The sequence below is a fragment of the Rhizobacter sp. P2_H3 genome (genome assembly GCF_056403355.1).
Window position 1 is genome coordinate 1 of sequence record NZ_JBFUFQ010000055.1, and the last position, 25,138, is coordinate 25,138.

General features: G+C 69.6%; 25 protein-coding genes and 1 pseudogene. 12 read left to right on the forward strand and 14 right to left on the reverse strand.

Going from position 1 to position 25,138, the window contains the following annotated elements:
* From AC1D1T_RS12955 to AC1D1T_RS12965, 3 genes are all read left to right on the forward strand, one after another.
* Positions 1–1,092 (forward strand): glycoside hydrolase family 5 protein (locus tag AC1D1T_RS12955; RefSeq protein WP_477991956.1); only part of this gene is annotated, 1,092 nt, incomplete at its 5' end.
* A gap of 94 nt (positions 1,093–1,186) precedes the next feature.
* Complete coding sequence (locus AC1D1T_RS12960) at positions 1,187–1,855, forward strand: hypothetical protein (protein WP_477991957.1); 669 nt, start codon at positions 1,187–1,189, stop codon at positions 1,853–1,855.
* A gap of 19 nt (positions 1,856–1,874) precedes the next feature.
* Complete coding sequence (locus AC1D1T_RS12965; protein WP_465111728.1) at positions 1,875–2,141, forward strand: hypothetical protein; 267 nt, start codon at positions 1,875–1,877, stop codon at positions 2,139–2,141.
* A gap of 21 nt (positions 2,142–2,162) precedes the next feature.
* Here the strand turns inward: AC1D1T_RS12965 and AC1D1T_RS12970 are convergent, their stop codons facing one another.
* The 9 genes from AC1D1T_RS12970 to AC1D1T_RS13010 all read right to left on the reverse strand — a co-directional run bounded on the left by AC1D1T_RS12970 (position 2,163) and on the right by AC1D1T_RS13010 (position 10,341).
* Entirely contained in the window at positions 2,163–2,987 is an 825-nt protein-coding gene (locus AC1D1T_RS12970) for a class I SAM-dependent methyltransferase (protein WP_477991958.1), read from the reverse strand.
* Between the two features lie 25 nt (positions 2,988–3,012).
* Positions 3,013–4,089 (reverse strand): rhodanese-like domain-containing protein, encoded by a 1,077-nt coding sequence (locus AC1D1T_RS12975; protein WP_477826756.1) that lies wholly within the window; start codon positions 4,087–4,089, stop codon positions 3,013–3,015.
* 15 nt (positions 4,090–4,104) lie between these two features.
* Positions 4,105–4,518, reverse strand: a complete 414-nt coding sequence (locus AC1D1T_RS12980; protein ID WP_465111726.1) for a DUF6691 family protein — start codon at positions 4,516–4,518, stop codon at positions 4,105–4,107.
* Positions 4,519–4,531: 13 nt separating this feature from the next.
* Positions 4,532–4,975, reverse strand: a complete 444-nt coding sequence (locus AC1D1T_RS12985) for a YeeE/YedE family protein (protein ID WP_477826752.1) — start codon at positions 4,973–4,975, stop codon at positions 4,532–4,534.
* Between the two features lie 98 nt (positions 4,976–5,073).
* A complete protein-coding gene (locus tag AC1D1T_RS12990; RefSeq protein ID WP_477826753.1) occupies positions 5,074–5,739 on the reverse strand; it encodes a Crp/Fnr family transcriptional regulator in 666 nt (221 codons plus the stop codon).
* Between the two features lie 25 nt (positions 5,740–5,764).
* A complete protein-coding gene (locus tag AC1D1T_RS12995; protein WP_477826754.1) occupies positions 5,765–7,081 on the reverse strand; it encodes an ABC transporter permease in 1,317 nt (438 codons plus the stop codon).
* A gap of 122 nt (positions 7,082–7,203) precedes the next feature.
* A complete protein-coding gene (locus AC1D1T_RS13000; RefSeq protein WP_465111722.1) occupies positions 7,204–8,370 on the reverse strand; it encodes an ABC transporter permease in 1,167 nt (388 codons plus the stop codon).
* Positions 8,367–9,068 carry an ABC transporter ATP-binding protein gene (locus AC1D1T_RS13005; protein ID WP_477991959.1) on the reverse strand — a complete coding sequence of 234 codons (702 nt, stop codon included), beginning with the start codon at positions 9,066–9,068 and terminating at the stop codon, positions 8,367–8,369. Before AC1D1T_RS13005 ends, AC1D1T_RS13000 begins: the two co-directional genes overlap by 4 nt.
* Before the next feature lie 37 nt (positions 9,069–9,105).
* On the reverse strand, positions 9,106–10,341 hold the full coding sequence (locus tag AC1D1T_RS13010; protein WP_477991960.1) for an efflux RND transporter periplasmic adaptor subunit: 1,236 nt from the start codon (positions 10,339–10,341) through the stop codon (positions 9,106–9,108).
* Between the two features lie 184 nt (positions 10,342–10,525).
* On the opposite strand from AC1D1T_RS13010, the gene AC1D1T_RS13015 reads away from it, so the two are divergent.
* On the forward strand, positions 10,526–11,086 hold the full coding sequence (locus tag AC1D1T_RS13015) for a hypothetical protein (RefSeq protein ID WP_477826178.1): 561 nt from the start codon (positions 10,526–10,528) through the stop codon (positions 11,084–11,086).
* Between the two features lies 1 nt (position 11,087).
* Here AC1D1T_RS13015 and AC1D1T_RS13020 read toward each other — a convergent pair whose 3' ends face one another.
* The gene (locus AC1D1T_RS13020) at positions 11,088–12,722 is read right to left on the reverse strand and encodes an FAD-binding oxidoreductase (protein WP_477991961.1); all 1,635 of its coding nucleotides are present in this window, start codon (positions 12,720–12,722) and stop codon (positions 11,088–11,090) included.
* 163 nt (positions 12,723–12,885) lie between these two features.
* Between AC1D1T_RS13020 and AC1D1T_RS13025 the strand changes: the two genes are divergently transcribed.
* The 7 genes and pseudogenes from AC1D1T_RS13025 to AC1D1T_RS13055 all read left to right on the forward strand — a co-directional run bounded on the left by AC1D1T_RS13025 (position 12,886) and on the right by AC1D1T_RS13055 (position 20,827).
* On the forward strand, positions 12,886–14,517 hold the full coding sequence (locus tag AC1D1T_RS13025; protein WP_477826180.1) for a GGDEF domain-containing protein: 1,632 nt from the start codon (positions 12,886–12,888) through the stop codon (positions 14,515–14,517).
* Between the two features lie 51 nt (positions 14,518–14,568).
* Positions 14,569–15,492, forward strand: a complete 924-nt coding sequence (locus AC1D1T_RS13030) for a hypothetical protein (RefSeq protein ID WP_477826181.1) — start codon at positions 14,569–14,571, stop codon at positions 15,490–15,492.
* A gap of 16 nt (positions 15,493–15,508) precedes the next feature.
* Positions 15,509–16,129 carry a DUF6928 family protein gene (locus tag AC1D1T_RS13035; protein ID WP_477845262.1) on the forward strand — a complete coding sequence of 207 codons (621 nt, stop codon included), beginning with the start codon at positions 15,509–15,511 and terminating at the stop codon, positions 16,127–16,129.
* A gap of 29 nt (positions 16,130–16,158) precedes the next feature.
* Positions 16,159–16,731: a TetR/AcrR family transcriptional regulator gene (locus tag AC1D1T_RS13040; protein ID WP_047513180.1), complete on the forward strand. Its 573-nt coding sequence runs from the start codon at positions 16,159–16,161 to the stop codon at positions 16,729–16,731.
* Between the two features lie 183 nt (positions 16,732–16,914).
* Positions 16,915–17,388, forward strand: coding sequence for a (2Fe-2S)-binding protein (locus AC1D1T_RS13045; protein ID WP_477829530.1), 474 nt, complete (start codon positions 16,915–16,917; stop codon positions 17,386–17,388).
* A gap of 10 nt (positions 17,389–17,398) precedes the next feature.
* A complete protein-coding gene (locus AC1D1T_RS13050) occupies positions 17,399–19,642 on the forward strand; it encodes a xanthine dehydrogenase family protein molybdopterin-binding subunit (RefSeq protein ID WP_477844711.1) in 2,244 nt (747 codons plus the stop codon).
* A 109-nt stretch (positions 19,643–19,751) separates the two neighbouring features.
* Positions 19,752–20,827 (forward strand): annotated as a pseudogene (locus AC1D1T_RS13055) (PDDEXK nuclease domain-containing protein).
* Positions 20,828–20,902: 75 nt separating this feature from the next.
* Here the strand turns inward: AC1D1T_RS13055 and AC1D1T_RS13060 are convergent.
* From AC1D1T_RS13060 to AC1D1T_RS13070, 3 genes are all read right to left on the reverse strand, one after another.
* Positions 20,903–22,261 carry a glycoside hydrolase family 19 protein gene (locus tag AC1D1T_RS13060; protein ID WP_477991962.1) on the reverse strand — a complete coding sequence of 453 codons (1,359 nt, stop codon included), beginning with the start codon at positions 22,259–22,261 and terminating at the stop codon, positions 20,903–20,905.
* Between the two features lie 192 nt (positions 22,262–22,453).
* A complete protein-coding gene (locus AC1D1T_RS13065) occupies positions 22,454–23,080 on the reverse strand; it encodes a LysE family translocator (RefSeq protein WP_477844073.1) in 627 nt (208 codons plus the stop codon).
* Between the two features lie 46 nt (positions 23,081–23,126).
* Positions 23,127–23,618 carry an NUDIX hydrolase gene (locus AC1D1T_RS13070; protein WP_477827529.1) on the reverse strand — a complete coding sequence of 164 codons (492 nt, stop codon included), beginning with the start codon at positions 23,616–23,618 and terminating at the stop codon, positions 23,127–23,129.
* A gap of 54 nt (positions 23,619–23,672) precedes the next feature.
* On the opposite strand from AC1D1T_RS13070, the gene AC1D1T_RS13075 reads away from it, so the two are divergent.
* Positions 23,673–24,500, forward strand: coding sequence for a DUF2272 domain-containing protein (locus AC1D1T_RS13075; RefSeq protein ID WP_477827530.1), 828 nt, complete (start codon positions 23,673–23,675; stop codon positions 24,498–24,500).
* An 8-nt stretch (positions 24,501–24,508) separates the two neighbouring features.
* Here the strand turns inward: AC1D1T_RS13075 and AC1D1T_RS13080 are convergent, their stop codons facing one another.
* Positions 24,509–25,138, reverse strand: a complete 630-nt coding sequence (locus AC1D1T_RS13080) for a DUF6064 family protein (RefSeq protein ID WP_477827531.1) — start codon at positions 25,136–25,138, stop codon at positions 24,509–24,511.

Here is a 25,138-nt window from a genome sequence, read left to right on the forward strand (position 1 = left end):
CCGGTTCCTCCTCCACCACCGCCGCCGGCCCCGGCGCCCGGCCTGCCGCCGCTGTCGGCCGCGCTGCCCCGCCTGCGCGGCACCAGCATCTTCCCGGACCAGGGCTGGACCGACACCACCGCCAGCCATTGGCAGAACGTGGCCGAGCTGCCGGCGGCCGGCGCCAACGTGGCACGGCTGTTCATCCAGCCGTTCGACTTCAAGACCGGTGCCGCGCTGCTGCCCGGCCAGCCGCTGGCTGCACGCCTGCAGGCCTCGGTCGCGCAATGGGGCACGCTGATCGACTGGTGCCTGTCGAAGCGCATGCATGTGGTGCTGGCGGTCACGCTCGACGTCAGCTGGCCGAGCCGCGGCGTGTGGCCCGACGACGGCCGCGCGCTGTGGTCCGACCCATCGGCGCAGGCTGAGTTCGTGGAGGCTTGGGGCGAGCTGGCCCAGCAGTACGCCGGCGTGCAGGGCATCGTGTTCGACCTGCTGAACGAACCGCAGGGCCGCACGCCTGCAGAGATCAACGGCAACCACGCGGTCGCGAAGGACGCATGGAATCTGCTGCACCAATTGGCGCTGGCGCAGATCCGCCATGTGGACGCCGACCGCTGGGTCATCGTGCAACCGGTGTGGGGCGACCAGAAGAACTTCGCCGATCTGCAGCCCAACGGCGACGCAAAGACGGTCTACAGCTTCCACTACTACGGCCCGCACTACTTCACGCACCAGGGCGAAGGCGGCTTCCCGGCGGCCGGGACGGTGGGCTACCCGGGCGTCACCCGCGACAACGACTTCACCGCACCGCAGCTGTGGAACAAGGCGGCACTTGCCATCGACATGCAGCCGGCACTCGACTACGCCACCACGCACTCGGTGCGCATGATGCTCGGCGAGGTCGGCTGCACCCGCGCGGCACCGTCGGCCGACCGTGGCCGCTGGGTGGCCGACGCGATATCGCTGGCCGAGGCGGCCGGGCTGGACATCGTCTACTACCAGTACGACGGCTGGGGCGTGCCGAGCGACTTCGCGGCCGGTTGGGCGTTCGAGAACTCGTCGGTCACCGACACGGTGCTGGCCTCGTTCGCACTGAACAAGACGGCCTGAGCACGGCCCGATGTCATGAGCAACCGGGCCGCCACGCGACAGCCGCGGCCCGAATGGCTACAGTGCAAGTACCTCGACCGAAGGGAGAAGAACCTTGAAGATGAACAGTTCGATCGCCCTGTTGACGGCCGCCCTGCTGCTGCCGGCGGCGGTGGCAAACGCCGATCCCGTCACCGTGAATTTCACGGCCCAGGTGAAGACAAGCAGCGGCAACCTGCCCACGACGGGCAGCACCCTCACCGGCGCCTACGTCTTCGATTCGGATCCGGCCGCCTACCAGCTGTTTTCCAACCCGTCCGAGCCCGGCTACATGGGCTACGAGACCCTGGTCCCGCCTTACGGACTGACGCTTCAATGGGCGGGCGGCACACCGCTGGAGTTCACCGCCCTGGGCCTGTCGGTCTTCGACAACGGGACGACCCAATTGCCGATCCCCACCTCGAGCGACACCGTATCGTTCAACACCCAGCACAACAACGTCGGCTACAACATGACGCTGTTCGGCCCGGACACGTCCTTCACGGGCAACAGCCTGCCGACCACCCAGTGGCTCAACACGCTGTGGACCAGCGGCCTGTTCAGCATCAGCGACTACAACATCTTCCGGGTCGTGCTGACGGCTGACATCCTCAGCGTCTCGGTCAGCGCCGTGCCCGAACTGCCGGTCGCCTCGCTGCTGCTGGCCGGCCTGGGCGCACTGGCGTTGATGCAGTTGGCGACTGCACGCCGCCGCAGGCCCGCCGCCATGCCGCTCGCGGCCTGACACCCAACGGTCCATCCCCATGACGCTCGACCAGTTGCAGGCTGTCAAGCAGTGGCATGTCGGCCACCGCGAGCTGCAGCCGGTCGAGTACCACACCTGGGATGCCGTGCTGACGCTCTGGGTGATGGGCTGGATGGGGCTGCCGGCCTCGCTGCTGCTGCGCCAGCCGGTCGTGGCCGGCGCCTGCGTGCTGCTGTTCTTCGTACCCGGGCGCTATGTGGCGCTGCGGCGCTGGCTGCACCGGGCCCGGCGGCTGCGCTGCGACTGGCTGACCTCGCTGCGCTGAAGCGCGCTCACGCCAGCCCGGCTACGCGTCCTTGCGCACCGCGACGATGTGCGCCTGGATCTGCCCGTCCACCGCACCCCGCCCGAAGCGCGCGGCCAGCGCGTCGGCGCAGGCCGCCGTCGCCTCGGCCAGGTCGCCGGCAGACCGCGCCTCGATCTCGCTGCGCAACGGCGTGCCCTCGCAGTAGGCCCGGGCCGCCACCTGCGCCGACGCGGCCCGGCTGCGCGCGGGCAGCGTCTCGAAGTGCACCGTCTCGCGCCAGCCGCCGGCCCGCAGGTCGGCTTCGATCGCCGAGCGCTCGAAGTAGCCGTGCGGCGTGCGCGCCATGAAGCGCGGCGGATCCTGCGGGTAGCGCACGGCCAGCGCCTGCGTCACCGTGTCGGCAAATTCGTTGGCCTCGATGCGGTCCCACACGTTGAACAGCAGCGTGCCGCCGCGCCTGAGCACGCGCCGCGCCTCGGCGAAGGCGCGTGCCTTGTCCGGAAAGAACATCGCGCCGAACTGGCAGACGACGAGCTCGAAGCGCCCGTCGTCGAAGGGCAGCTGCAGCGCATCGGCCTGCTGCCACTGCACCGGCCGCGACGTGCCCACCGCGGCGGCGCGCGCCAGCATCGGCAGGTTCAGGTCGGTGGCCACCAGCGCCACCGCCTCGGGCAGGGCCGCCGCGAGCGCCCGCGTGACGACGCCGGTGCCGGCCGCCGTCTCCAGCACGCTGGCCGGCCCGATCTGCGCCGCGCGGTGCGCCAGGTCGGCCGCATACGGCGCGAAGATCAAGGGCACCAGCTGGGTGTCGTAGAGATCGGGAATCGAGCCGGCGAACACCGTGTCGGAACCAGGTCGGTCCATGGGCTTCTCCTTGCGCTGCCAACGATCAATGTGCGGCCCCCTCCACCGGCAAGGCTTCGGCACGCCAGCGCAGCATGCCACCCGCCAGGTTGGCCAGTTCGCTGAAACCCACTTTCTGCAGCAACACCAGCGCCTGCGCCGAGCGTGCGCCCGAGCGGCACACCGCCACCACCGGCCGATCGCGCGCGATCTCGCCGCTGCGCGCCACCAGCTCGGACAAGGGCATGAGCCGCGCGCCGCGGATGTGGCCGAAGGCATCGTCGAACTCCGCCGGCTCGCGCACGTCGATCACCTGCACGCCCCCGTCCGCCAGGCGCTCGGCCAGCGCCGTCGGCTGGATCTCCCACACACCGCCGAAGCTGAAGCTGAGCGGCGCCCAGGTCGGCTCCTGCGGCAGCGCGGCCTCGCTCTCGGGCCGCCCGCAGCGCAGGTTGGCCGGCACCGCGATCTGCATCAGCTTCGGGTGCGGCAGGCCCAGGTTCGTCATGTAGCCCTCGAAGTCCTCCAGGCTCGCGTCGCCGCCCAGGCGCGGGTTGTAGCGGCGCTCCTCGGCCACGCTGGTCACGGTGAGCCCGCGGTAGTCATGCGCCGGGTACAGCAGGCAATCCGGCGGCAGCGACAGGATCTGCTGCTGCACCGAGCGGTACAGCTGCCTGGCGCTGCCCTGCTGGAAATCGGTGCGGCCGCAGCCGCGGATCAGCAGCGCATCGCCGGTGAAGGCCATGCGTTCGTCGTCCAGCACATAGGTCAGGCAGCCGTCGGTGTGGCCGGGCGTGGCGCGCACCTGCAGGTGGTGCGTGCCGAAGGCCACGCGATCGCCATGCGCCAGCAGCCGGTCGGCCTCGCGCACGCCGGCCGCCTGCGACAGCAGGATGCGGCTGCCCAGGCGCTGTTTCAGCAACCAGGCGCCGGTGACGTGGTCGGCGTGCACGTGGGTGTCGAGCGTCGCGACCAGCCGCAGGCCCAGTTCACGCAGCAGGGCGGCGTCGCGGCGCACGTGCTCGTAGACCGGGTCGATGAGCACCGCCTCGCCCGCCACGCTATCCCCGAGCAGGTAGGTGTAGGTGGACGACGGTGCGTCGAAGAGTTGGCGGAAGACCAGCATCGCAGGCTCCTTTCAGCGGGCGGCGAGCCAGCGGTCGTGGATCGCCATGCCGGCCAGCATCGCCGCGACGAACACCGCCGCCGGCCACCAGCCGCGCGCCAGCGCCACCAGCGCCGGCCCCGGGCAGAAGCCGCCGATGCCCCAGCCGATGCCGAACAGCACGCCGCCGCCGATCAGCCGTGCATCGACGAGGGTGCTGGCCGGGATGTCCATCGCCGCACCGGACCAGGCCGTGCGGCGGCGCCGCGCGATCGCGAAGGCCGGCAGCCCGACCGCGATCGCGCCGGCCATCACCAGCGCGAGGCTCGGGTTCCACGCACCGGCCAGGTCGAGAAAGCCCTTGACTTTGGCCGGGTCGGTCATGCCGCCGGCGATCAGCCCGAGGCCGAAGACCAGGCCGCTCAGCAGTGCGATGAAGGATCCCATCGGCGTCTCTCCTTCAGACGAGGTGCCGCAGCACGAACACGGTGGCGAACCCGGCGCCCATGAAGGCCAGCACGTTCACCAGCGAGCGCAGCGACAGGCGGCTCAACCCGCACACGCCATGCCCGCTGGTGCAGCCGTTGCCCAGGCGCACGCCGATGCCCACCAGCAGGCCGGCCGCGATCAACGCGCCGGGCCCGACATCGACCGAGACGGCCGGCCACGGCGCCCACAGCCGCCAGGCCCACGGCGCGAGCAGCAAGCCGCCGATGAAGGCCAGCGAGCCGCGATGCGCCTTCAGCGGCGCACGCGCCCGCAGCGCCCGCCACGGCGCCCCGACAATGCCGGCAATGCCGGCGATGCGGCCGTTGCCGAGCAGGTAGAGGGCGGTCGCCAGCCCGATGGCCAGGCCGCCGGCCAGCGAGGCCCACGGGGTGAAGCTGTTCCAGTCGATGCTCATTCGAGAATGCGGTGACGAGGCCGAAGCCGATCGGCGCAGTGTGGCGCAAGCGGCCGGCGGCCTCTGTGACCCAGGTCACACAGCCGTTGCGGCCCCCTTCACAGCGCGACGAAGCGCGCCAGCGCCGCCGCGTCCAGCACCTCGATCTGCTCGCGCCCGAGCCGCAGCCAGCCCTGGTCCGCAAAGTTCTTCAGCAGCCGGCTGACGATCTCGCGCACGCTGCCGAGCTCGTCGGCCAGCGCCTGGTGCGTGGTGCGCAGCGGCGATTCGCGCGCCACCAGCAGCGCCGCCAGCCGCTGGTCGAGCTTCTGGAAAGCGACCGCCGACACCAAGGCCATCAGGTCGGTGAGCCGCTGCGAGAAGTTGCTGAACACATGCTCGCGAAACGACTCCAGCTGCGCCATCAGGTGCTTGAACGCCGCCGGCGGCAGCACGACGAGCTCGACGTCGTGCTCGGCCGTGCCGCGCGCGTGGTACGGCGCGTGGCCGAGCAGGCAGCTGCTGGTCAGGATGCAGCTGTCGCCCGGCCGCACCTGGTACAGGTGCAGCTCGCGCCCGCTGGGCGCCGCCTTGACGATGCGCACGCTGCCCGACAGCAGCAGCGGAAAGCCCCGGCACGGCTGGTTCTCGTCGAACATCAGGCTGCCGGCCGGCATGCGCAGCAGCGCGGCATCGGCCAGCAACTCCGCCAGCTGCGCGGCAGGCAGCTCGCGCAGCATCGGATAGCGCTGCAGCACCAGGGCCTGGGTCGCGGCATCGATCATCGCGCCGCCCTCGGCTGCACCCTGTTCAGAGCTCGCGCAACGCCGTCGTCACCGGCAGCCGTGCCGCGCGCACCGCCGGGAACAGCCCGCCGATGAAGCCGATGGCCAACGCCCACTTGAGCCCCGTCCACAGCAGCTCCGGCGACACGCGCAGCGCAAAGCTCAGCTTGCCGACCGAGCCCGCAGCCATCGTCGACGCGCCGTAGCCGTCGAAGACCAGCCAGGCCAGCAGCCCGCCGAGCACGCCGCCCATCAGCGCGAGCAGCATCGTCTCCAGCATCACCGCCACCACCACCGGCACGCCGGAGAAGCCGATCGCGCGCAGCGTCGCGATCTCGCGCGCCCGGGCCGCCACCGCGGCGAACATCGTGTTCAGCGCGCCGAACATCGCGCCGATCGCCATGATCGTGCCCACCGTGATGCCGATGATGCGCAGCACCTTGGTCACGCCTTCGGACTGCTTGCTGAAGTAGTCGAGCGTCGTCGTCACGTCGACCTGCAGCTGCGGGTTCGACTCGAGCGCCGCCTTCAGCGTCTTGAAGGCCTGCGGATCGGCCAGCCGCGCCGTCACCGAGGTGCGGCTGGCGGCACGGCGGTAGGTGTCGGCGACCACGTTGCCGTCGGCCCAGATCTCGGATTCGAGCGCGTCGCCGGTCGCGAACACGCCGGCCACCGTCCAGGTCTGCGCGCCCAGGCGCACCGTGCTGCCCGGCACCAGCCCGGCGAACTGGCGCGCCGCGCCCTGCCCCACCACCAGCTCGCGCAAGCCCGGCCCGAACGCCTTGCCGGCGATGATCTTCGCCTGCGGCCGCACCGCCCAGGCCCGCTCGCCGACGCCGCGCAGCTGCACGCTGCCCGTTTCATCGGGCGCGCCGCCCTTCACCGGCAGGTTGGCCGCCACCACCAGCTCTTCGGATGCCAGCGGCTCGCCCTTGTCGTTGCGCGCGATGCCGTCGGCCTGCTGGATCTGCGCGATGCTGTCGCGCGTCAGCACCGACGACACCTCCGAGGCCGAACCGCCGCGCATCACGATCACGCTGTCGGTGCCGCCGGTGCGGCGCAGCGTCTCGGCATAGCCCTCGGCCATCGACAGCAGCGAGACCAGCACGCCGACCACGCCGGCGATGCCGACCACGATCACGCCCGAGGCGCCCAGCCGCTGCGTCAGCGTGCTGATGCCGACGTTGGCCACCGACAGCGTCTGCCGGCCGCGCCGCGTCAGCAGCAGCCAGCCGGCCAGCAGCACCGCCAGCGCCAGCGCGCCCGGCCACGGCAGCATCACCCACGCCGCCAGCACCACGGCCAGCAGCACCACCAAGCCCACATTGATCAACCAGGTCATGACAGCCCCTCGTCGGTCGAGTACGCCCGCCGATCCCCCGAGGGGATGCCGGCCGGCTTGGGAGCGGCCCGGCGCTCGGCCGGCGCTGCGTTCAATCGCGTTGGCATGTGTTCGTCTCCCGTTCAGCGGCCCGCGAGGGCGTCGACGATGTTCAGGCGCATCGCGTTCCAGGCCGGCAGCGCGCCGACGATGACGCCGATGCCGGCCATCAGCGCGAGGCCGAGCACCCAGCTGCTCGCGCCGACCGACGGCAGGTTCAGCATGCCGCCGCTGCCGGCGCTGACCGCCGGGATGATCAGCGTCGCGATGCCCAGCCCGATCAGCCCGCCCAGCACCAGCAGCAGCACCGATTCGGCCAGCACCATCGCGAGCACGCTGCGGCCGGAGAAGCCGATCGTCTTCAGCACCGCGATCTCGCTGGTGCGCTCGCGCACCGCCTGCATCATCGTGTTGCCCGACAGCAGCAGCAGCGTGAAGAACACCGCGCCCATGATCGAGCTGACGATCAGCCCGATGTCGGCCAGCTGCTTCATCCACGACGCGGTGGCCGCCTGCTCGGTCTGCGTGCGCGTCTCGTGGTCGGAGTTGGCCGACAGCGCATCGATCGCCTTCGCGACGCGGTCGGCCTGGTTCACGTCGGTCACGCGCGTCACGTACCAGCCGGCATTGCCCTGGTTGTACGGCGTCGTCTCGTCGAAGTACTTCCAGTTCAGCAGGAACATCTGGTCGAAGAAGCCGCCGGTCTTCTTGTCGGTGGCATGCAGGATGCCGACGATGTCGAACTGCCAGTTCTTGCTGCCCGAGCGGTCGGGGAAGATGTTCGACTGCAGCGGCACCCGGTCGCCCACCTTCCAGCCGAAGCGCTGCGCGAGCTTCTCGCCCACCAGCGCACCGGTGCGCGTGCTGTTGAAGGCCTTGCGTTCGGCCTCGGTCACCGCGACCTCGGGGAACAGGTCGAGGTAGTTGGGCGCCACCGCGAAGCTGAACACYTGGTTGTGCGGATCCTGGTAGGCGCCACCGAACCAGTTGGCGTACGCCACCGCCTTCACGCCGTCGACGCGCTCGATCTGCGGGGCGAGCGACAGCGGCAGCGTCTGGATGAACGACAGCTTCGAGCCGGTCTGCAGCCGCGCCGCGCCGTTGGCGCTCTGCCCGGCCTGCGAGAACGAGGTGCGCACCGCATCGAGCAGCCCGAACAGCAGGAAGGCCGCGATGATCGAGACCAGCGTCAGCACCGTGCGCGTCTTGCGCCGGAACAGCGAGGCCCAGACGAGGTGGAGGTACTTCATGACGCCAGCTCGGGCGTCTCGACCTGGGCGACCAGGCTGCCCTTGTCCAGGTGGTGCGTGCGGTGCGCGTACTCGGCCGCCTTCGGGTCGTGGGTCACCATCACGATGGTCTTGCCGTGGTCGCGGTTCAGCACGCGCAGCAGGCCCAGCACGTCCTCGGCCGACTGGCGGTCCAGGTCGCCGGTGGGTTCGTCGCACACCAGCAGCATCGGGTCGGACACGATCGCGCGCGCGATCGACACCCGCTGCTGCTGGCCGCCGGACAGCTCGGTCGGCTTGTGCGAGGCGCGGTCGGCCAGGCCCACCAGCTGCAGCGCGATCGCCGCGCGCTTCTTGCGCTCGGTGGCCGACAGCTTGGTCAGCAGCAGCGGCAGCTCGACGTTGCGCTGCGCCGACAGCATCGGCATCAGGTTGTAGAACTGGAACACGAAGCCGACCCGCGAGGCGCGCCACTTCGCGAGCGCCGCCGACTTGAGCTGGTCGATGCGCTGGCCGCCGACGCTGATGCTGCCGCCGGTCGGCGCATCGAGCCCGCCGATCAGGTTCAGCAGCGTCGTCTTGCCCGAGCCCGACGGGCCCATCAGCGCGACGAAGTCGCCCTGGTCGACATCGAGGTCGATGTGGTGCAGCACCTCGACCTTCTGGCGGCCGCGCTCGTACACCTTCGACAGGTCGCGGATCTCGATCAGCTGGGTCATGGGTTCTCCTGGGGGTTCTGTCTTGTTGAAATGCAGATCACTCGGTTTCGTCGGGCCGCACCGCGGCACCGTCCTTCAGCGATTCCGGCGGCGACACGACGACGCGCTCCCCCGCCTTCACCGCATCGGGCAGCAGCTTCTGGCCGCCGATGTCGCCGCCGGCCGGCTTCACGCTGCGCTGCTGCACGCGGCCGTCGGCGACGACGAACACCACCGTGCCGCCGTCGCGCTGCACCAGCGCCTGCGGCGGCACCAGCACGCCCTTGGGCACGGGCGGTGGCGCGCCGTCGGCGCCGGCCGCGGGCTTCGCGCTCAGGAAGGACACGCGCACGCCCATGTCGGGCACCATGCGCGCGTCGCGCTGCTCGAAGCCGACCCGCACCTTCACCGTCGCCTTGCCGCGATCGGCCGACGGCACGATCGCGATCACATGGGCCGGCACGCGCCAGTCGGGGTAGGCATCGAGCACTGCCTCGACCGGCATGCCCGGCTTCACCTGGCCGATGTAGGCCTCGCTGACGTCGACATCGACCTCGAGCGAATTCATGTCGACGATGGTGCCGACGCCGGTGCGCGTGAAGCCGCCGCCGGCCGACAGYGGCGAGACGATCTCGCCGACCTGCGCCGCCTTCACGGTGATGATGCCGGCGAACGGCGCCCGCACCGTCGTGTAGTCGAAGTTGACCTGGGCCTGCGCCACCTGCGCGCGCGCCGCGTCGGATTCGCGCTGGCGCGCCTCGAGCATCGCGGTGGCACTGGCGAGCGCGGTGCGGGCCTGCTCGGCGCCCTGCTTCGTCGTCATGCCGCTGGCCGCGAGTTCGTCCTGGCGCCGCGCGTCGGCCGCCGCCTGGGCCAGCTGCGCGCGGGCCTGTGCCACCTGGGCCTGCGTCGAGGCCAGGTTGGCGCGCGCGACATTCAGCGTCGCGCGCACCGCGCCGTCTTCGAGGCGCGCGAGCACCTGGCCCTTCTCGACCCGGTCGCCCTCCTCGATCAGCACCTCGGTGAGCGTGCCGGTGAGCTGGGTCGAGACGGTGGCCTGGCGGCGCGCGGTGATGTAGCCGGTCGCCTGCAGGATGGCGCCGGCCCCGCCGCCGGCGCGCGGGGCAGTGGCCGCCGCGGTCTTCACCGCGATCGGCCGGCCGCCGAGGAACCACCAGGCGCCGGCGCCGAGCAGCGCCAGCACGATCACCGTGACCAGCACCGCCCAGATCCAGCGCGGCACGCCGCCGCCTTCGTCCTCGCGTTCGCGGTGGTCGATCCGCAGCTCGTTCAACAGATTCGCGTCGATGTCGCATCCCCCGGTCTGCAAGCAGCCGGCGATTATTGTCGAGACTCCCTGCGCCGACCACCCCAACATTGCGGTTGTCGTGCGGCAGGCCGTCGATATCCTTCGCGCCGGGAGGCTGGTGGCGTCGCCGCGGGCCGCACCCGTTCGACATCCAAGGGAAACAACAAGCATGAGAACCTCGACCCTGCTGCTGGGCGCAGCCCTGGCCTGGCCCGTCGCCGCGATGGCCGACCACGTCACCGTCAACTTCACCGCGCGCGTGCTCACCTCGAGCGGCACGCGGCCGCCGGTCGGCGCCACCTTCACCGGCGCCTACGTGTTCGACTCGGACCCGGCCGCCTACACGCAGTGGCCCGATCCGTCGAATCCCGGCTACCTCGGTTACGAGACCTTCGCGAGCTCGTATGGGCTCACGATGGCGTGGCCCTCCGGTCCGATCGATTTCACGCAGGGGGGCGGTGTCTCGGTCGAGGTCTTCGACAACAGCACGAGCCCGGCACTGCCGGTCACCGGCGATGCGACGCTGTTCGGCGTGAAGCGCAGCAACGTGATCTATCGCTTGTCACTGTTCGGGCCGGCCAGCTCGTTCAGCGGCAGCAGCCTGCCCACCGCCCCGTGGCTGTCGGGTCAGTGGACCAGCGGCACCTTCACGATCCGCGACCAGAACATCTTCAGCACCGTACTGACGGCCGAGATCCTCGGCACCAGCGTCAGCTCGGTGCCGGACTGACTTACTGGTACGGCTGCAGCTGCGACGCCGTCCAGCGCGCGTCGTACACGATCGGCTGCTGCAACCACTGCTGCAGCCAGGCCGGCAGCTCGATCACCGGCCCGATGCCGCCGCCCGGCGGCATCAGCGGCCCCACCTCCTGCGCAAAGCGGAAGGCGTGCGTCGGGTCGTACTTCAGCTTCACCGCGTACAGCCCGGCCTGCGCATCCGCCCAGTAGGCCGGGCCGTAAGCCGGCTGGTCCGGCCGCGGGTAGTTCTGGTAGATCTCGCCGTTCCACATCGGCGCCATCAGGTTCATCCAGCCGACCAGGAAATCCTGCGACGCCTGCTTGTGCGCCTCGTCGAACCAGAACACGTCGAGCACCGCGTTGAAGGCCGAGTTGCGGTGCACGAAGGCATTGGCCTGCGGCGGCACCTCGTTGATCGCGCCGCCGTAGAACTCCATGTAGAAGTAGGTCAGCTCGTTCGGTGCGGTGACGAAATACTGCAGCAGCCCCAGCCATTCGGCGGGAGTGAGCGGGCGCGTGACGTAGCGCGAGGCCTTGTCCTCGAACGGCATCGGGCTGTCCGGCGCCAGGCAGGGCATGCCGTAGGGCTCGTTCAGCAAGGCCTTGTTGAGGTTGTAGTAGCTGTCCATCGCGGTCCATTGCGTGATGGCGCCCGGCAGGTCGCACAGCGGCTGGATCGCGGCCTGGCCCTCGGCCTGCGATCCGACATACAGCCCGCGCACCATCAGATAGGGCTGCTGCGGCTCGAGCGGCAGCCCGCCCTGCGTGCCGGGCTGGTAGCACAGCGACACCTGGATGTTCAGCGCCTGCGGCAGCGCCGCCAGCATGTAGCCCGACTGCAAGGCCATCAGCGCGCCGGTGGCGTTCTGGAAATCGGCCGGCGTCTGCAGCGGCCAGATCAGCGCCCAGCCGAACACGTCGCCGAGCGGGCGCAGCTGGTAGCGCACCGACAGCAGCACGCCGAAGTTGCCGCCGGTGCCGCCGCGCATCGCCCACCACAGGTCGGTGTTGGCGACCGGGCTCGCGGTGACGACGCGCCCGTTGGCCAGCATCACCCGCATGTCGATCACGTTGTCGCAGTTCATCCCGAAGGTGACCGACGTGAAGCCGTAGCCGCCGCCCTGCAGGTAGCCGCCGATGCAGACGTCCTGGCATTCGCCGCCCGGCACGTGCAGGCCGGTCTGGTCGAGCGCCAGGTCGAGCTTGCTGAACGGGCAGCCGGTGCCGACGGTGGCGACCTGGGCCGCGGCGTCGATCGTGACCTCGTTCAGTTCGCTCACGTCGATCAGCACGCCGTAGCCGGCCGAGAAGCCGGCGGTGCAGTGGCCGCCGGAGCGCACGGTGAACGGCAGGATCACGTCCTGCGCGAGCTTCAGCGCGATCGCCACGTCGCTCTCGACGGCGCAGTAGACGATCGCCACCGGGAAGGCGTTGAACACCGGGTTGAAGAGCTGGCGATCGGCGTTGTAGTCGGGGTTGTCCGGCAGCACGATGTGGCCCTGCAGCGCGGTCTGCGCATCCTTCAGCTGCTGCAGCGGGATCTTGTCGAAGGCATTGGAGGAGAGCCCCTCCCAGTGCCGGAACAGCGCCTGGTCGCGCACGAGCTTGCGGTTGCGTTGAAGAGACATCCAGTGGCTCCCTGTGAGGACGCGGCAGGGTAGGCGATGCCCGGAGCCGATGCAAGACGAGCTTTCGAGGAAGTTCGCACATTGAATGCGGCGCCGTTTCCGCTAGCATCGACCCCGCACTCACTGGGCACCGCACGGGGCACGACCCCCACCACCCAAGCACATGGCTGCTGACGCGTCCACCCGACTCCTGCCCCCGCACTCGCCATCGGCCGACGAAGCCCTGGCCGCGGCCTGGGCCGCGCTGGACGACGGCCACGTTCAGGCGGCGCGCCACATCGTGCAGGGCGTGCTGAAGAACGCGCACGACACCGACCTGCACGTCGAAGCCCGCGCGCTGTCGTGCCTGGCCCATTGCGACCGCGTCAGCTCCCGCCTGCGGCGTGCCGCCGAGACCAGCCGCCGCGCCGCGCAGCTCTTCGAGCGGCTGGGCGACGCGCAGGGCGAGGCCAATGCGCTCACCACCCTCGCCCATGCCTGCATGCTGCTCGGCCGCAATGCCGAGTCGGTCGAGGCCGCGCTGCTGTGCGTGCGGCTGTGCGACAAGCTGCCGCCGCAGGCCCAGACCGTGCTCGCGCACAACTGCCTGGGCCTCGCCTGCTCATGGAGCGGCGACCACGACCGCGGCGATGCCTCGCTCGAACTCGCGATCCACGCCGCGCAGCGCTGCATGCCGCCGGTCAGCATCTACCAGCCGCGCCTGAACCAGGTGTGGATCGAGGCCTCGCGCCTGCTCGACGGGCGCTACCAGACCGGCCGCATCGGCAGCCTCGTGCGCATGGAGGGCCTGATGCGCGAATGCCACGAGCTCGAACGCGCCGGCAACGGCTTGGCGGTGCTGCCGGGCCTGCAGGCGATGGCGAAGACGATCTCGCTCGCGTCCTCGGGCCTGCTGGCGGCCTGGCAGGGCGATGTCGCCGCGGCCCGGCCGGCCATCGACGCCGCGGCGCGCTCGCTGACCCCCACGATGACCTGGCTGGACTCGTTCGTGCGCTGGTGCGCCGCCGAGCTGGCGCTGGCACAGCGCGACTGGGAGACCGCCGAGCGCGAGCTGATCGAGATGCGCGAGATGGCGCTGGCTGTCGAGCACGAGCAACTCGCCTGCCGCGCGCACCTGGTGCTGGCGCAGGTCTTCGAGCTGCAGGGCAAGCATGCGCTGGCCCAGCGCGAGCACCGGGCGCTGCGCCGCCGCGAGCAGCGCGTGGTGACCGAGGGCATGAGCAGCCGCGAATCGATGGTGGCCTGGCAGCTCGGCGCACGCCAGAGCGAGCGCCACCTGCAGCAGGCGCTGGTGGTGTCGAAGCAGTTCGAACGCTGGTCGCTCGAAGACGCGCTGACCGGCCTCGCGAACCGGCGGCATCTCGAGCAGCAGCTGGCGCAGCGGCTGCAGGCGCTGCAGGCGGAACAACGCCCGTTGACGGTCGCGATGGTCGACGTCGACAAGTTCAAGTCGGTCAACGACCGCTTCACGCACAGCGTCGGCGACCGGGTGCTGAAGACGGTGGCCGCGCTGATGGCCTCGCAGGTGCGCGACGGCGACCTGCCGGCCCGCTGGGCCGGCGACGAGTTCGTGATCCTGTTCCCCGACACCACCGAGGACGAGGCGCGGCCGGTGTGCGAGCGCATCCGCGCCGCGGTGTCCGGCTTCGACTGGGAGTCGATCGCCCCGGGCCTGCGGCTGTCGGTGAGCCTCGGGCTCGGCGAAGCGTGCGAGGGCGATACGATCGAGTCTGCGCTGCACCGCAGCGATGCATCGATGTACAGCGTGAAGCCGACCGAGTCGACGCACGCCTGAGCCGGCGGGGCCTGAAGGTTCCGCTTTCCCGACCCACTTGACGACCTCCCCATGACACGACGTCCTTTCCTTGCCAGCGCGCTGGCCGTGCTGCTGACCAGCCTGTCCGCCTGCGGCGGCGGTGGAGATTCCGGCGGTTCATCCGACGACAACGCCGCGAAGGTGCTGTTCGTGCCCGACAAGGCGCATGCCGTCGTCGGCGCGCTGTCGACGCTGTCGCCGGCCGTCGGCAACGTCCGGATCGACACCTTCGCGTTCGCCTCGTTCTCGGGCGACAACCTGCAGTACGACCCGGTGCGCGACGAGCTGTACGGCGCGACGGTCGCGGCCGGGCAGGTCAGCGTATCGGTCTACGGCTCGGCGAGCCGCGGCTCGGCCGGTGCCACGCTCGTGCGCTCGTTCAAGCTGCCGGCCGACGTCGTCCGCGCGAACTGGCTGACGCTCGACCGCACCACCGGCACGCTGTACATCTCGACGAACCGCCAGGCCGACAACACGCTGCTGGCCTACAAGAACGCCGCCACGCTGAGCGGCACGCCGACGCCGGACCGCAACCAGGCGTTCAACGGGCTCCTGCAGCCGACCTTCGACTTCACGCGCGGCATCATCTACGCCGGCCAGGCCCGGCTCGCCCTCGCGACCGGCCAGCAGATCACCACGCTGCCGGCCTTGCCGGCGGGCGGCACCTCGGCCGCCATCGATTCGCAGCGCGACGTGCTCTACCTCGCCAACTCGACCGACAACACGCTGCGCGTCATCACGCAGGCGAGCACCGCCAATGCCACGCTCGTCGCGACACTGCCGGTGCCCGGCATCCAGTACGTGACGGTGGATCCGGCGAACAACCGCCTGTACGCGAGCGTCGTCGCAACCGCGTACGTGTTCGAGAACGCCAGCACGATCAGCGGCGATGCCGCCAACGCCACGACGATCAGCTCGGCGGGCTCGACGCTGGGCGGCGTGGCGTTCCGCTGAGAGGCGAAGGCAGCGCATGGGCGCAAAGACATGGATGCTGGCGATCCTGGAGACCGACGCGCGCGCGGTGCTGGCCGAGCGGCCGGTGCTGGACCGCGCCGCCACGGATCTGCTGGCACAGGCGCTGTTTCCGCAAGAGCCGCTGGAGGCGCTGAGCGACGCCGATCTCGCCTCCACCAACCCGCCTGACGAGCAGCTGCTGATCGGCTGCTTTCCCGGCGTCACGATCGTGTCGGCGCACGAGTTCGCGATCGATCGCCCGAGTGAGCTGCCGCAGCGCTTCCTGCAGGCGGCCGGCTCGCGCACCGTGGTGCTGCATGCGATGCACAGCGTGGTCGACTGGTTCGCGTTCGCCGTCTGGCGCGGCGGCAAGCTCGAACGCTCGCTGAGCCTGACGCCCGACGACGGCATCCTCGAGAACATCGGGCCGAAGATGGCGTTCGAGCTGCCGTTCTGGAACGGCGAACACCCGGTGGACGTCGACGACGGCGAGCCGCCCTACCCCTTTCCGTTCCATCCGCTCGAGCTGGGCGAGGCGGCGCTCGCCGAGTTCTTCGGCTACCAGCTCGAAGGCATCTTCGACGCGACGCTGGAAGCGCCCGAATCGGTGCCGCTGATGCGCTACCTGCGCCGTTGAATGAATATTCGCTCGGCTATGATCACCCCGTGAAGCTCAAGGATGACGACAAGCTGCGGGCCATCGCGCAGGCGACGTTCACGCTGGTCGAGCAGACCGGCCTGAGTGGCCTGACGATGGCGGCGATCGCGCGCGAGGCCGGCATCGCCACCGGCACGCTGTATGTCTACTTCGCGTCGAAGGAAGAGCTGATGGTCGCGCTCTACGAGCAGGCCAAGACCGAGACCACCGCCAGCCTGCTGCAGGGCGACGACCCGGGCGCGCCGCTGCGCAGCCGCTTCGAGCACCTGTGGCACAACTGGCTCGATCGCCGGCTGACGCACTATGCGCAGATGGTGTTCATCGAGCAGTACTACAACTCGCCGTGGTTCAGCGACGCGAGCCGCAGCCTGTCGGCACGCCTGAGCCAGGGCTGGATGGCCGTGTTCGAGGCCGCGAAATCGCAGCAGATCGTGAAGGACGTGCCGACGCCGATGCTGATCGGCAGCTTCGCCGGCTCGGTGCGCGAGACGGCCAACCTGCTGCGCGCCGGCACGCTGGCGGACAGCAACGCCACCCGCGCGACGGCCTTCGGGCTGTGCTGGGACGGCATCAAGCGGTAACGGTTCACCAGGCTCCACCGGTCGGATAACCCTGCACTTCCGCTCGGCTATCCGAATGGGCAGACACTGCGGCCGCTTGACGCGCCCTTGCCCGAGAGCTATCGTTTAAGTGAATTTTCGTTCATCTAAGAAGTTGTCCCCCTCTCTTCCCCTCTCCTCACCACCCCAGGGAGCCAGCCAGCCATGAGCACGCTCAACATCAACGGCCAGAACCGCCAGGTCGATGCCGATCCCTCCACCCCCATCCTCTGGGCCCTGCGCGACACGCTCGGCATGACCGGCACCAAGTTCGGCTGCGGCCAGGCGCTGTGCGGTGCCTGCACCGTGCACCTGAACGGCCAGGCGATCCGCTCGTGCGTGACGCCGATCTCGGCCGCCGCCGGCCAGAAGATCACGACGATCGAGGCCGTGACCGCCGGCACCGACAAGGTCGGCAAGGCCGTCCACGAGGCCTGGGTCAAGCACGACGTGGCGCAGTGCGGCTACTGCCAGAGCGGCCAGATCATGTCGGCCACCGCGTTCCTGAAGAGCGTGCCGCACGGCAAGGTGCCCACCGAAGCCGAGATCGATTCGGCGATGGCCGGCAACATCTGCCGCTGTGGCACCTATGCGCGCATCCGCGCTGCCATCACCGACGCCGCCCGCGCGCTGGCATAAGGAGCCCACCATGCATTTCGAACCCACCCTCCTCGAGCTGCCGAAGCACCTGCGTGCCATGCTCGACGCGCAGCAGGACCCGGTCGCCACCGAAGGCCTGCCGCGCCGCAGCTTCCTGAAGCTGACCGCCGTCAGCGGCTTCGCGCTCGGCGCGTTCCCGCTCGGCACGATGGCGCAGGACGCCGCCAAGCCGGCCGGCGGATTGAAGCCCACGCAGCAACCCTCGGCCTTCGTCCACATCGACAAGGACGGCAGCACCACCATCACGATCAACCGGCTCGACTTCGGCCAGGGCGTGCAGACCGCGCTGCCGATGATCCTGGCCGAGGAGCTCGATGCCGACTGGTCCAAGGTCAGGAGCGCGCACGGCAGCAACGACCCGGCCTACATCGACCCGGTGTTCGGCATCCACATCACCGGCGGCTCCGGCTCGATCGCGCACTCGTACACGCAGTACCGCGAGCTCGGCGCGCGCACCCGCGCGATGCTGGTGAGCGCCGCCGCGGCGCGCTGGAAGGTCGATGCGGCCACGCTGCGCACGCAGAACGGCGTGGTGATCGGCCCGGGCGGCAAGAAGCTCGGCTATGGCGAACTCGCCGAAGCCGCGATGAAGCAGCCGGTGCCCGAGACCGTCACGCTGAAGGATCCGAAGACCTTCAAGCTGATCGGCCGTGCGACCGGCCGGCTCGACGCGAAGGCCAAGTCCAGCGGCAAGCAGGGCTACGGCATCGACGTGCGCCTGCCCGGCATGCTGACGGCGGTGGTCGCGCACCCGCCGGTGTTCGCGGCGAAGCTGAAGTCGGTGGACGACAGCGCGGCCAAGGCCGTCAAGGGCGTGAAGGCCGTGCTGCGCATCCCGGTGGACCGCGGCGGTGAAGGTGTTGCCGTGGTCGCCGATGGCTACTGGGCCGCCAAGCAGGGTCGCGATGCGCTGAAGCTCGAGTGGGATGCGAGCGGCGTCGAGAAGGTCGACACCGCGGCGCAGCTGGTGCAGTACCGCGAGCTGGCCACCAAGCCGGGCGCGCGCAAGTACGACGCCGATGTCTCGAAGTTCGACGCCGCGCCGCACAAGATCACCGCCGAGTACGTGTTCCCGTACCTCGCGCATGCGCCGATGGAGCCGCTGAACTGCACCGTGCGTGCGGCCGACGGCAAGGTCGAGCTGTGGATGGGCTCGCAGATGCCTGGCCTCGACGGCCTGGCGGCCTCGAAGGTGCTGGGCGTGCCGCCGCAGAACGTGCAGGTGCACGTGCAGATGGCCGGCGGCGGCTTCGGGCGCCGCGCGATCGCGAGCAGCGACTACGTCGTCGAGGCATGCTCGGTGGTGAAGGCGGCGCAGGCGGCCGGCATCCAGGCGCCGATCCGCACGCTGTGGAGCCGCGAGGACGACGTGAAGGGCGGCTACTACCGGCCGATGCACCTGCACACCGCGAAGATCGGCTTCGATGCGCAGGGCAACGTGCTGGCCTGGGACCACGTGATCGTCGGCCAGTCGATCCTCGGCGGCACGCCGTTCGAGCCGATGATGGTGAAGGACGGCATCGACGGCACCGCGGTCGAGGGCATGAAGGAGCCGTATGCGGTGCCGATGCGCCTGACGGTGCACCACCCGAAGCAGAACGTGCCGGTGCTGTGGTGGCGCAGCGTGGGGTCCACGCACACCGCGTTCGCGATGGAGACGCTGGTCGACGAGATCGCCCGCACCACGAAGCAGGATCCGGTGGCCTACCGCATGAAGCTGATGGGCGACGAGCACCCGCGCCACAAGGCGGCATTGCAGCTGGCGGTCGATCGCTCGGGCTACGGCAAGAAGACGCTCGCGCCGGGCCGCGCCTGGGGCGTGGCGGTGCACGAGTCGTTCAACTCGGTGGTGGCCTACGTGGTCGAGGCCTCGGTGAAGGACGGCACGCCGACGCTGCACCGCGCGACGGCCGGCGTGCACTGCAACCTGGTCATCAACCCGAAGACGCTGGAAGCGCAGGTGCAGGGCGGCGCGCTGATGGGCTTGTCGATGTGCCTGCCGGGGGCGGCGATCACGCTGAAGGACGGCGTGGTCGAGCAGAGCAACTTCGGCGATTTCGTGGTGCCGCGCATCACCGACATGCCGCAGATCGAGGTGCACACCGTGCCGAGCGGCGACGCGCCGACCGGCATGGGTGAACCGGGCCTGCCGCCGCTGGCGCCGGCCTTCGCGAACGCGGTGGCCTCGCTGACGGGCAAGCCGATCCGCGAGCTGCCGTTCAAGCTGGCGTGATGTGAGTTGGAGGCCGACGCGCGAGCGCCGGCCTCCTCGCGGAAACCAGGGCTCTGGCGCTCAGGCATGCGCTACCCTCATGCGCCACACGGAGCATGAGATCGCAGACATGAGAAACGGTGAACGGGCGACGGGCGGAAAGCCATCCATAGGCTCATCGACCTCTACGCTGGTCAACGACATCCGAGGCCTGATCACCAGTGCACGCGAGCACGTTGCCACGACGGCCAATGCCACGCTGACCCTGCTGTACTGGCGTATCGGTCATCGCATCCGTACCGAAGTGCTCGGAAGCGCCCGAGCAGGCTACGGAGAGAAGATTGTCGTGACACTGTCACGACAATTGAGCGAGGAGCACGGCTCCAGCTTCAAAGAAAAAAGAACTTGGCTCGGATGATCCAGTTCGCCGACCTGTTTCCGGACGAACAGATTGTCGTGTCACTGATACGAGAATTGAGCTGGTCTCACTTCCTCGTACTCCTGCCATTGAAGGAACCCCTTCAACGCGAGTTCTACGCGGAGATGTGCCGCTCGCAACGATGGGGCGTTCGCACGCTGCGCGAGAAGGTCGGCGGCCTGCTCTACGAGCGCACGGCGCTGTCACGCAAACCGGCCGAGCTGGCACGAATCGAACTCGCTGCCCTCCGCAACGAAGATCTCGTCTCGACCGATCTGGTCTTGCGAGATCCCTATCTGCTCGACTTCCTCGGGCTCAAGGACGCCTACCAGGAGAAGGATCTCGAAGCAGCCATCCTGCGAGAGATAGAGAGCTTCATCATGGAGCTGGGCAGCGGATTCGCCTTCCTGGCCCGGCAGAAGCGCATCACGGTCGATGGTGAAGACTTTCACATGGACCTGCTGTTCTACCAACGCGAACTCCGTCGACTCGTCGTCGTGGAGCTGAAGCTCGAACGCTTCCGCCCCGAACACAAGGGGCAGATGGAGTTCTACCTGCGCTGGCTCGACAAGCACGAACGAAGGACCGGTGAAGAGTCACCGATCGGCATCATCTTGTGCAGCGGCAAGGACCAGGGGCGCATCGAACTGCTGGAACTCGACAAGACCGGAATCCACGTCGCCGAGTACCTCACGACACTGCCACCCAAGGACGTACTTCAACGCAAACTGCAGGAAGCTGCCCAGTTGTCGCGAGCGCGACTCGAATCCCGGAAGGGCCGCTCTTAGGCGGTAGCAGGTATCACCTTGTCGGCGCAGAGCGCGGGGATTTTGAGACCCCGCGCTCCGCGCCATCGCGTGCGATCAGCAGCCCAGGTTGCCGCCCGGATCGACACCGATGATGCCGGTGAACGTGCGGTAGTAGTTGATCCGCGTCTGCACCGCATCCGGCCGGCGGCCGCCGCATTCCAGCGAGCCGTTGATGGCGTTGATCGTGACGCCGAAGCCCCACGAGTTGACCATCGCGTTGTGCGGCGTGACGCCGGCCGCGCCGGTGCCCGTCATCCAGTACCACACGGCGGTCTTCCACGCGATCGTCGAGTCGGTCGCCACCAGGTCCGGGTTRCTCCACAGGTCCACGCCGATGGCCTGGCCGGCCGCGCGGTAGTTGTAGTTCCAGCTCAGCTGGATCGGGCCGCGGCCGTAGTACTGCTGGCCGGGGGCGCAACCGCTGTTCCAGTCGCAGTACAGCGGCCAGTTCGCCTGGTTGTACTCGCGCGTCGCGCGCAGGTTGTCCGACTCGTGCGCCACGTTGGCGAGGAAGGCCGCGGCCTCCTGGCGCTTGATGGTGTCGCTGCCGGTCTTCGCGAAGGCCGGCCAGCCGGTCATCGCGTTGACCAGGCCGGCGTAGGTGTACAGCGCGTTGCGGTTCGGGAACATCTGGTTGAACTGCGCCTCGCTGACGATGAACGAGCCGCCGGTGTTGCCACCACCGCCGCCACCGCCGCCGCCCGTGCCGCCGCAGGTGGTCGGCTGCCAGTACCAGGTGCTGATCGTCGGGTCGGTGCCGTCGCTGCCGTTGCCGCCCACGTTGACCAGCTTGTAGTAGCTGCYGTTGCCCGGGTAGCGCACGACGTCGCCCTGGCGGTAGTACACGCCGGCCTGCCAGTCGACCGCGGTGCAGCCGCCGGTGTTGCCACCGCCGCCACCGCCGCCTCCTCCTCCGCCACCGCCCGTGCTGCCGCAGGCGGTCGGCTGCCAGTACCAGGTGCTGATCGTCGGGTCGGTGCCGTCGCTGCCGTTGCCGCCGACGTTCACCAGCTTGTAGCAGCTGCCGTTGTTGGGGTACTTGACCACGTCGCCGAGGCGATAGAACACGCCGGCCTGCCAGGTCACCGTCGTGGCGCCGCCACCGCCGGTGCTGCCACCGCTGTCACAGGTGGTCTGCTGCCAGTACCAGGTGCTGATCGTCGGGTCGGTGGCATCGCTGCCGTTGCCGCCGACGTTGACCAGCTTGTAGTAGTTGCCGTTGTTCGGGTAGCGGACTACGTCGCCGAGGCGGTAGTACACGCCGTACTGCCAGGTCTGCGAGCTGCAGGCCGCGGCCGTGACGGCGGCGGCGCTCATGACCGTGGTGGCGGGTGCTGGCGCGGCACACAGGCCGGCCAGCGGAATCAACAGGCTTGCGATGCAAGCCACCCAACGTCTTGTCTTGTGGAACATGGTTGTCTTTCCGGTGTTTGTTGAGGAGATCGCACTGCTCCTTGCGCCCACGGACTGCCAATCGTGAAAGCGCTCGCATTTGACCGGTCGGGCGACCGGATGCGGGTAACAGCGTGCAAGAAACGGCTTGCAACGTGAGCGCAGGGCGCGCTCCAGCGCGCCGCAGGCGCGGCGCGACACCGGTCGGAATCTCTACACCGGCCGCTTGGCCAGCAGCGCCCACACCCCGGCGGCCGACAGCAGCGAGCCACCCGCCAGGTTGAAGCCGCGCTGCGCACGTGGCGACGCGAGCGCGGCGCGGGCCGAGGTGGCGAACACCGCATAGAGCGTCGAGTTGATCGTGGCCATCGTGACGAAGGTGACGGCCAGGATCCACAGCTGCTGCGTGGCGTTCACGCCCGGGCGCAGGAACTGCGGCAGGAAGGCGATGAAGAACACGATGCCCTTCGGGTTGAGGGCGGTCACGAGATAGGTGTTGATGAACAGCTTCCAGCGCGAGCCGGTGGCCGGCGCGACCGTGGCCTGTGCAGGCGAAACGCCGGCGCGCAGCAGCTTGATGCCGAGGTACAGCAGGTACAGCCCTCCCGCGAACTTGACCACCGTGAACCAGAAGGCCGAGGCCGCCAGCAGCGTTCCGAGGCCCAGCAGCGACACGACCAGCGCGGTGGAGTCACCCAGCGCGACCGCGGCGATCAGCGGCACGTTGGCGCGCCGCCCCTGCGCCATCGAGTAACTGATGACGGTCAGGATGGTCGGGCCGGGGATGATCAGCAGCACCGCGGAGGCGGCGACGAAGGCAAGCCAGTTTTCGATGGGCATCGGGGGATCTCCTGAAGGTGGGACGACTGTAGCGGGATGCCCGAGTTCAGGGATTGTGGTGTTGATCCCGCTGCACGACGTGCGTGAAGGCGATGCGGTCCGCCGCCAGCGTCTGCGCCAGGAATGAAGGCCGCACATCCACGTTCCCCAGCGCCGAGCGCGCAAACCAGTCGAAGACGAGTTCACGCGCGCCTTCGACGCCCCGGTACGGGCCGGGCTCCGTGAGCACGCGGCTGCCGGCTTGCGCCTCGACCTTGAAGTACATGCCGACTTCATGGTGCTTCAACCCGCCGTAGACGAAGAAGTTCTCGACCAGCAGCACGAGCGGCCCCGGTTGAACGACGAGGCCGAGTTCCTCGTGCAACTCGCGCACCACCGCCGTGCTCGCCTCTTCGCCGGACTCCACCCGTCCGCCGGGCAAGGCCCAGAAGTCGTCGCCCTCGGCCCGGTGCAGCAGCACGTCGTCGCCACGGACGACGATCGCCACGGCCCTCAGGTGGAAGCGATGCGAACCGGCATCGAAGGAAATCATGCTCATCGTGGGACCCGGGTAGCGCAGAAGGCGGCCACTGTAGCGGCTCACAATCCCGCGATGCGAACCCCCAGCCGCACGCTCGTCCTCCTGGCCACGCTGATCGTCGCCGGCTGCGCCACGCACGGCCCGGTCGCGCCGACGACCGTGCCGCCGGAACGCATCGCGCGGACCGTGCAGATCGCCGAGGCCGAGTGGCGGCTGTGGGGCTCGCAGCGCATCGGCACGACAAGCGACGGCGCGCAATGCGCCGTACTGGCTTCCGGCGACTGCGCCGAGGTCGACGACGGCTGCGGCCGCGAGATGAGCACGGCGCTGTGCCCGGTCGTCAACGGCTACTGGGCCGCACTCGGCCCCGCCGGAACGGGCGGCATCGAACGCCACACCTGCCCGCAGCCCGACCGCTGCGAGGCGCGCTGGCAGCCCGAATGGGGCCCGCCGCTGTGGACGCCCGCGTGGTCGGCCGCCTTCATCAGCGCGGTGCTGCGACGCGCAGGCTTCAGCGAGTCGGAGTTCCGCTTCGGCAAATCGCATGCGGACTACATCGTCGCGGCGCGCGATCACCTGAACTCGGCCCACGACGTGATCGCCACGCCCGCGATCGCGCTGCCGGGCGACCTGATCTGCGCGCTGCGCGAAGGCGCGCGCATCGCGCCGACCGAGATCGCCCGCATCAGCGCCGGCGAGTCGCCCACGCCGATGCACTGCGACCTCGTCACGCGCGTCGACTTCGCCGGGCGCCGGCTCGAGGCGATCGGCGGCAACGTGCAGCAGTCGGTGTCGCGCATCACGCTCGATCTCGACGAGCAGGGGCGCGTCGGCACATCACCGGTGGCCGGGCGAACCTGGAACCTGGTGCTTCGGGTGCACGCCGAGCCGGGCGACTGAGCGCCTGGCTACCGGGACGCCGCCATCGTGCCGTGCATCGCGGCACTGGACGCGCACCACGCGAGCGGCACGATCCACAGCAGCCGCAGCCCCCATCGAGCCGCGGTGGTCGATGGCTCGACCAGCAGCAGCAGCGCGAGCGTCGCCAGCACCGTCGGGTCGGGCGCCAGGCCGAAGAACCCGGCCTGTTGCCATGGGTGCCCGAACGCGAGACCGATCCACGGGTGGACGAGCACCGCCCAGGTCGCCAGCGCGATGCCGGACCACACGCGCCAGCCTCGGCTCGACAGATCGATGCCGCCCTTCAAGGCCGGCACCAGCAACCCGGCCGCCTGCACGCCGAACGCCGCGACGGCATACGTCGCCGCCCAGAAGATCGGCACGAAACGCTCGAACAGGAATGCCCACGCCGTGAACGCCCAGCAGATCGCGACGAAGGCGAACGCGCCTCGCAGCAGGCGCCCATCGAGGCCCCGGTGGCCTGCGCGGACGCGCCAGACCAGCCACGCTCCCGCCACGCCCATCGCCACCCACTGCAGCGGCCACCACGCCTCGTTCAGCGATTCGAACAGCCGCCAGTAGATGCGCGGCGAGAACATCAGGAAGCTGGACGGCCGGTAGGTCCACCACTCGCTCAA

Excerpts from the sequence above, each read along its gene's own strand:
- AC1D1T_RS12965 (WP_465111728.1), top strand. The coding sequence starts at position 1,875 with ATGACGCTCGACCAGTTGCAGGCTGTCAAGCAGTGGCATGTCGGCCAC.
- AC1D1T_RS12970 (WP_477991958.1), bottom strand. The coding sequence starts at position 2,987 with ATGGACCGACCTGGTTCCGACACGGTGTTCGCCGGCTCGATTCCCGAT.
- AC1D1T_RS12980 (WP_465111726.1), bottom strand. The coding sequence starts at position 4,518 with ATGGGATCCTTCATCGCACTGCTGAGCGGCCTGGTCTTCGGCCTCGGG.
- AC1D1T_RS12985 (WP_477826752.1), bottom strand. The coding sequence starts at position 4,975 with ATGAGCATCGACTGGAACAGCTTCACCCCGTGGGCCTCGCTGGCCGGC.
- AC1D1T_RS12990 (WP_477826753.1), bottom strand. The coding sequence starts at position 5,739 with ATGATCGATGCCGCGACCCAGGCCCTGGTGCTGCAGCGCTATCCGATG.
- AC1D1T_RS12995 (WP_477826754.1), bottom strand. The coding sequence starts at position 7,081 with ATGACCTGGTTGATCAATGTGGGCTTGGTGGTGCTGCTGGCCGTGGTG.
- AC1D1T_RS13005 (WP_477991959.1), bottom strand. The coding sequence starts at position 9,068 with ATGACCCAGCTGATCGAGATCCGCGACCTGTCGAAGGTGTACGAGCGC.
- AC1D1T_RS13015 (WP_477826178.1), top strand. The coding sequence starts at position 10,526 with ATGAGAACCTCGACCCTGCTGCTGGGCGCAGCCCTGGCCTGGCCCGTC.
- AC1D1T_RS13020 (WP_477991961.1), bottom strand. The coding sequence starts at position 12,722 with ATGTCTCTTCAACGCAACCGCAAGCTCGTGCGCGACCAGGCGCTGTTC.
- AC1D1T_RS13025 (WP_477826180.1), top strand. The coding sequence starts at position 12,886 with ATGGCTGCTGACGCGTCCACCCGACTCCTGCCCCCGCACTCGCCATCG.
- AC1D1T_RS13030 (WP_477826181.1), top strand. The coding sequence starts at position 14,569 with ATGACACGACGTCCTTTCCTTGCCAGCGCGCTGGCCGTGCTGCTGACC.
- AC1D1T_RS13035 (WP_477845262.1), top strand. The coding sequence starts at position 15,509 with ATGGGCGCAAAGACATGGATGCTGGCGATCCTGGAGACCGACGCGCGC.
- AC1D1T_RS13045 (WP_477829530.1), top strand. The coding sequence starts at position 16,915 with ATGAGCACGCTCAACATCAACGGCCAGAACCGCCAGGTCGATGCCGAT.
- AC1D1T_RS13050 (WP_477844711.1), top strand. The coding sequence starts at position 17,399 with ATGCATTTCGAACCCACCCTCCTCGAGCTGCCGAAGCACCTGCGTGCC.
- AC1D1T_RS13065 (WP_477844073.1), bottom strand. The coding sequence starts at position 23,080 with ATGCCCATCGAAAACTGGCTTGCCTTCGTCGCCGCCTCCGCGGTGCTG.
- AC1D1T_RS13070 (WP_477827529.1), bottom strand. The coding sequence starts at position 23,618 with ATGAGCATGATTTCCTTCGATGCCGGTTCGCATCGCTTCCACCTGAGG.
- AC1D1T_RS13075 (WP_477827530.1), top strand. The coding sequence starts at position 23,673 with ATGCGAACCCCCAGCCGCACGCTCGTCCTCCTGGCCACGCTGATCGTC.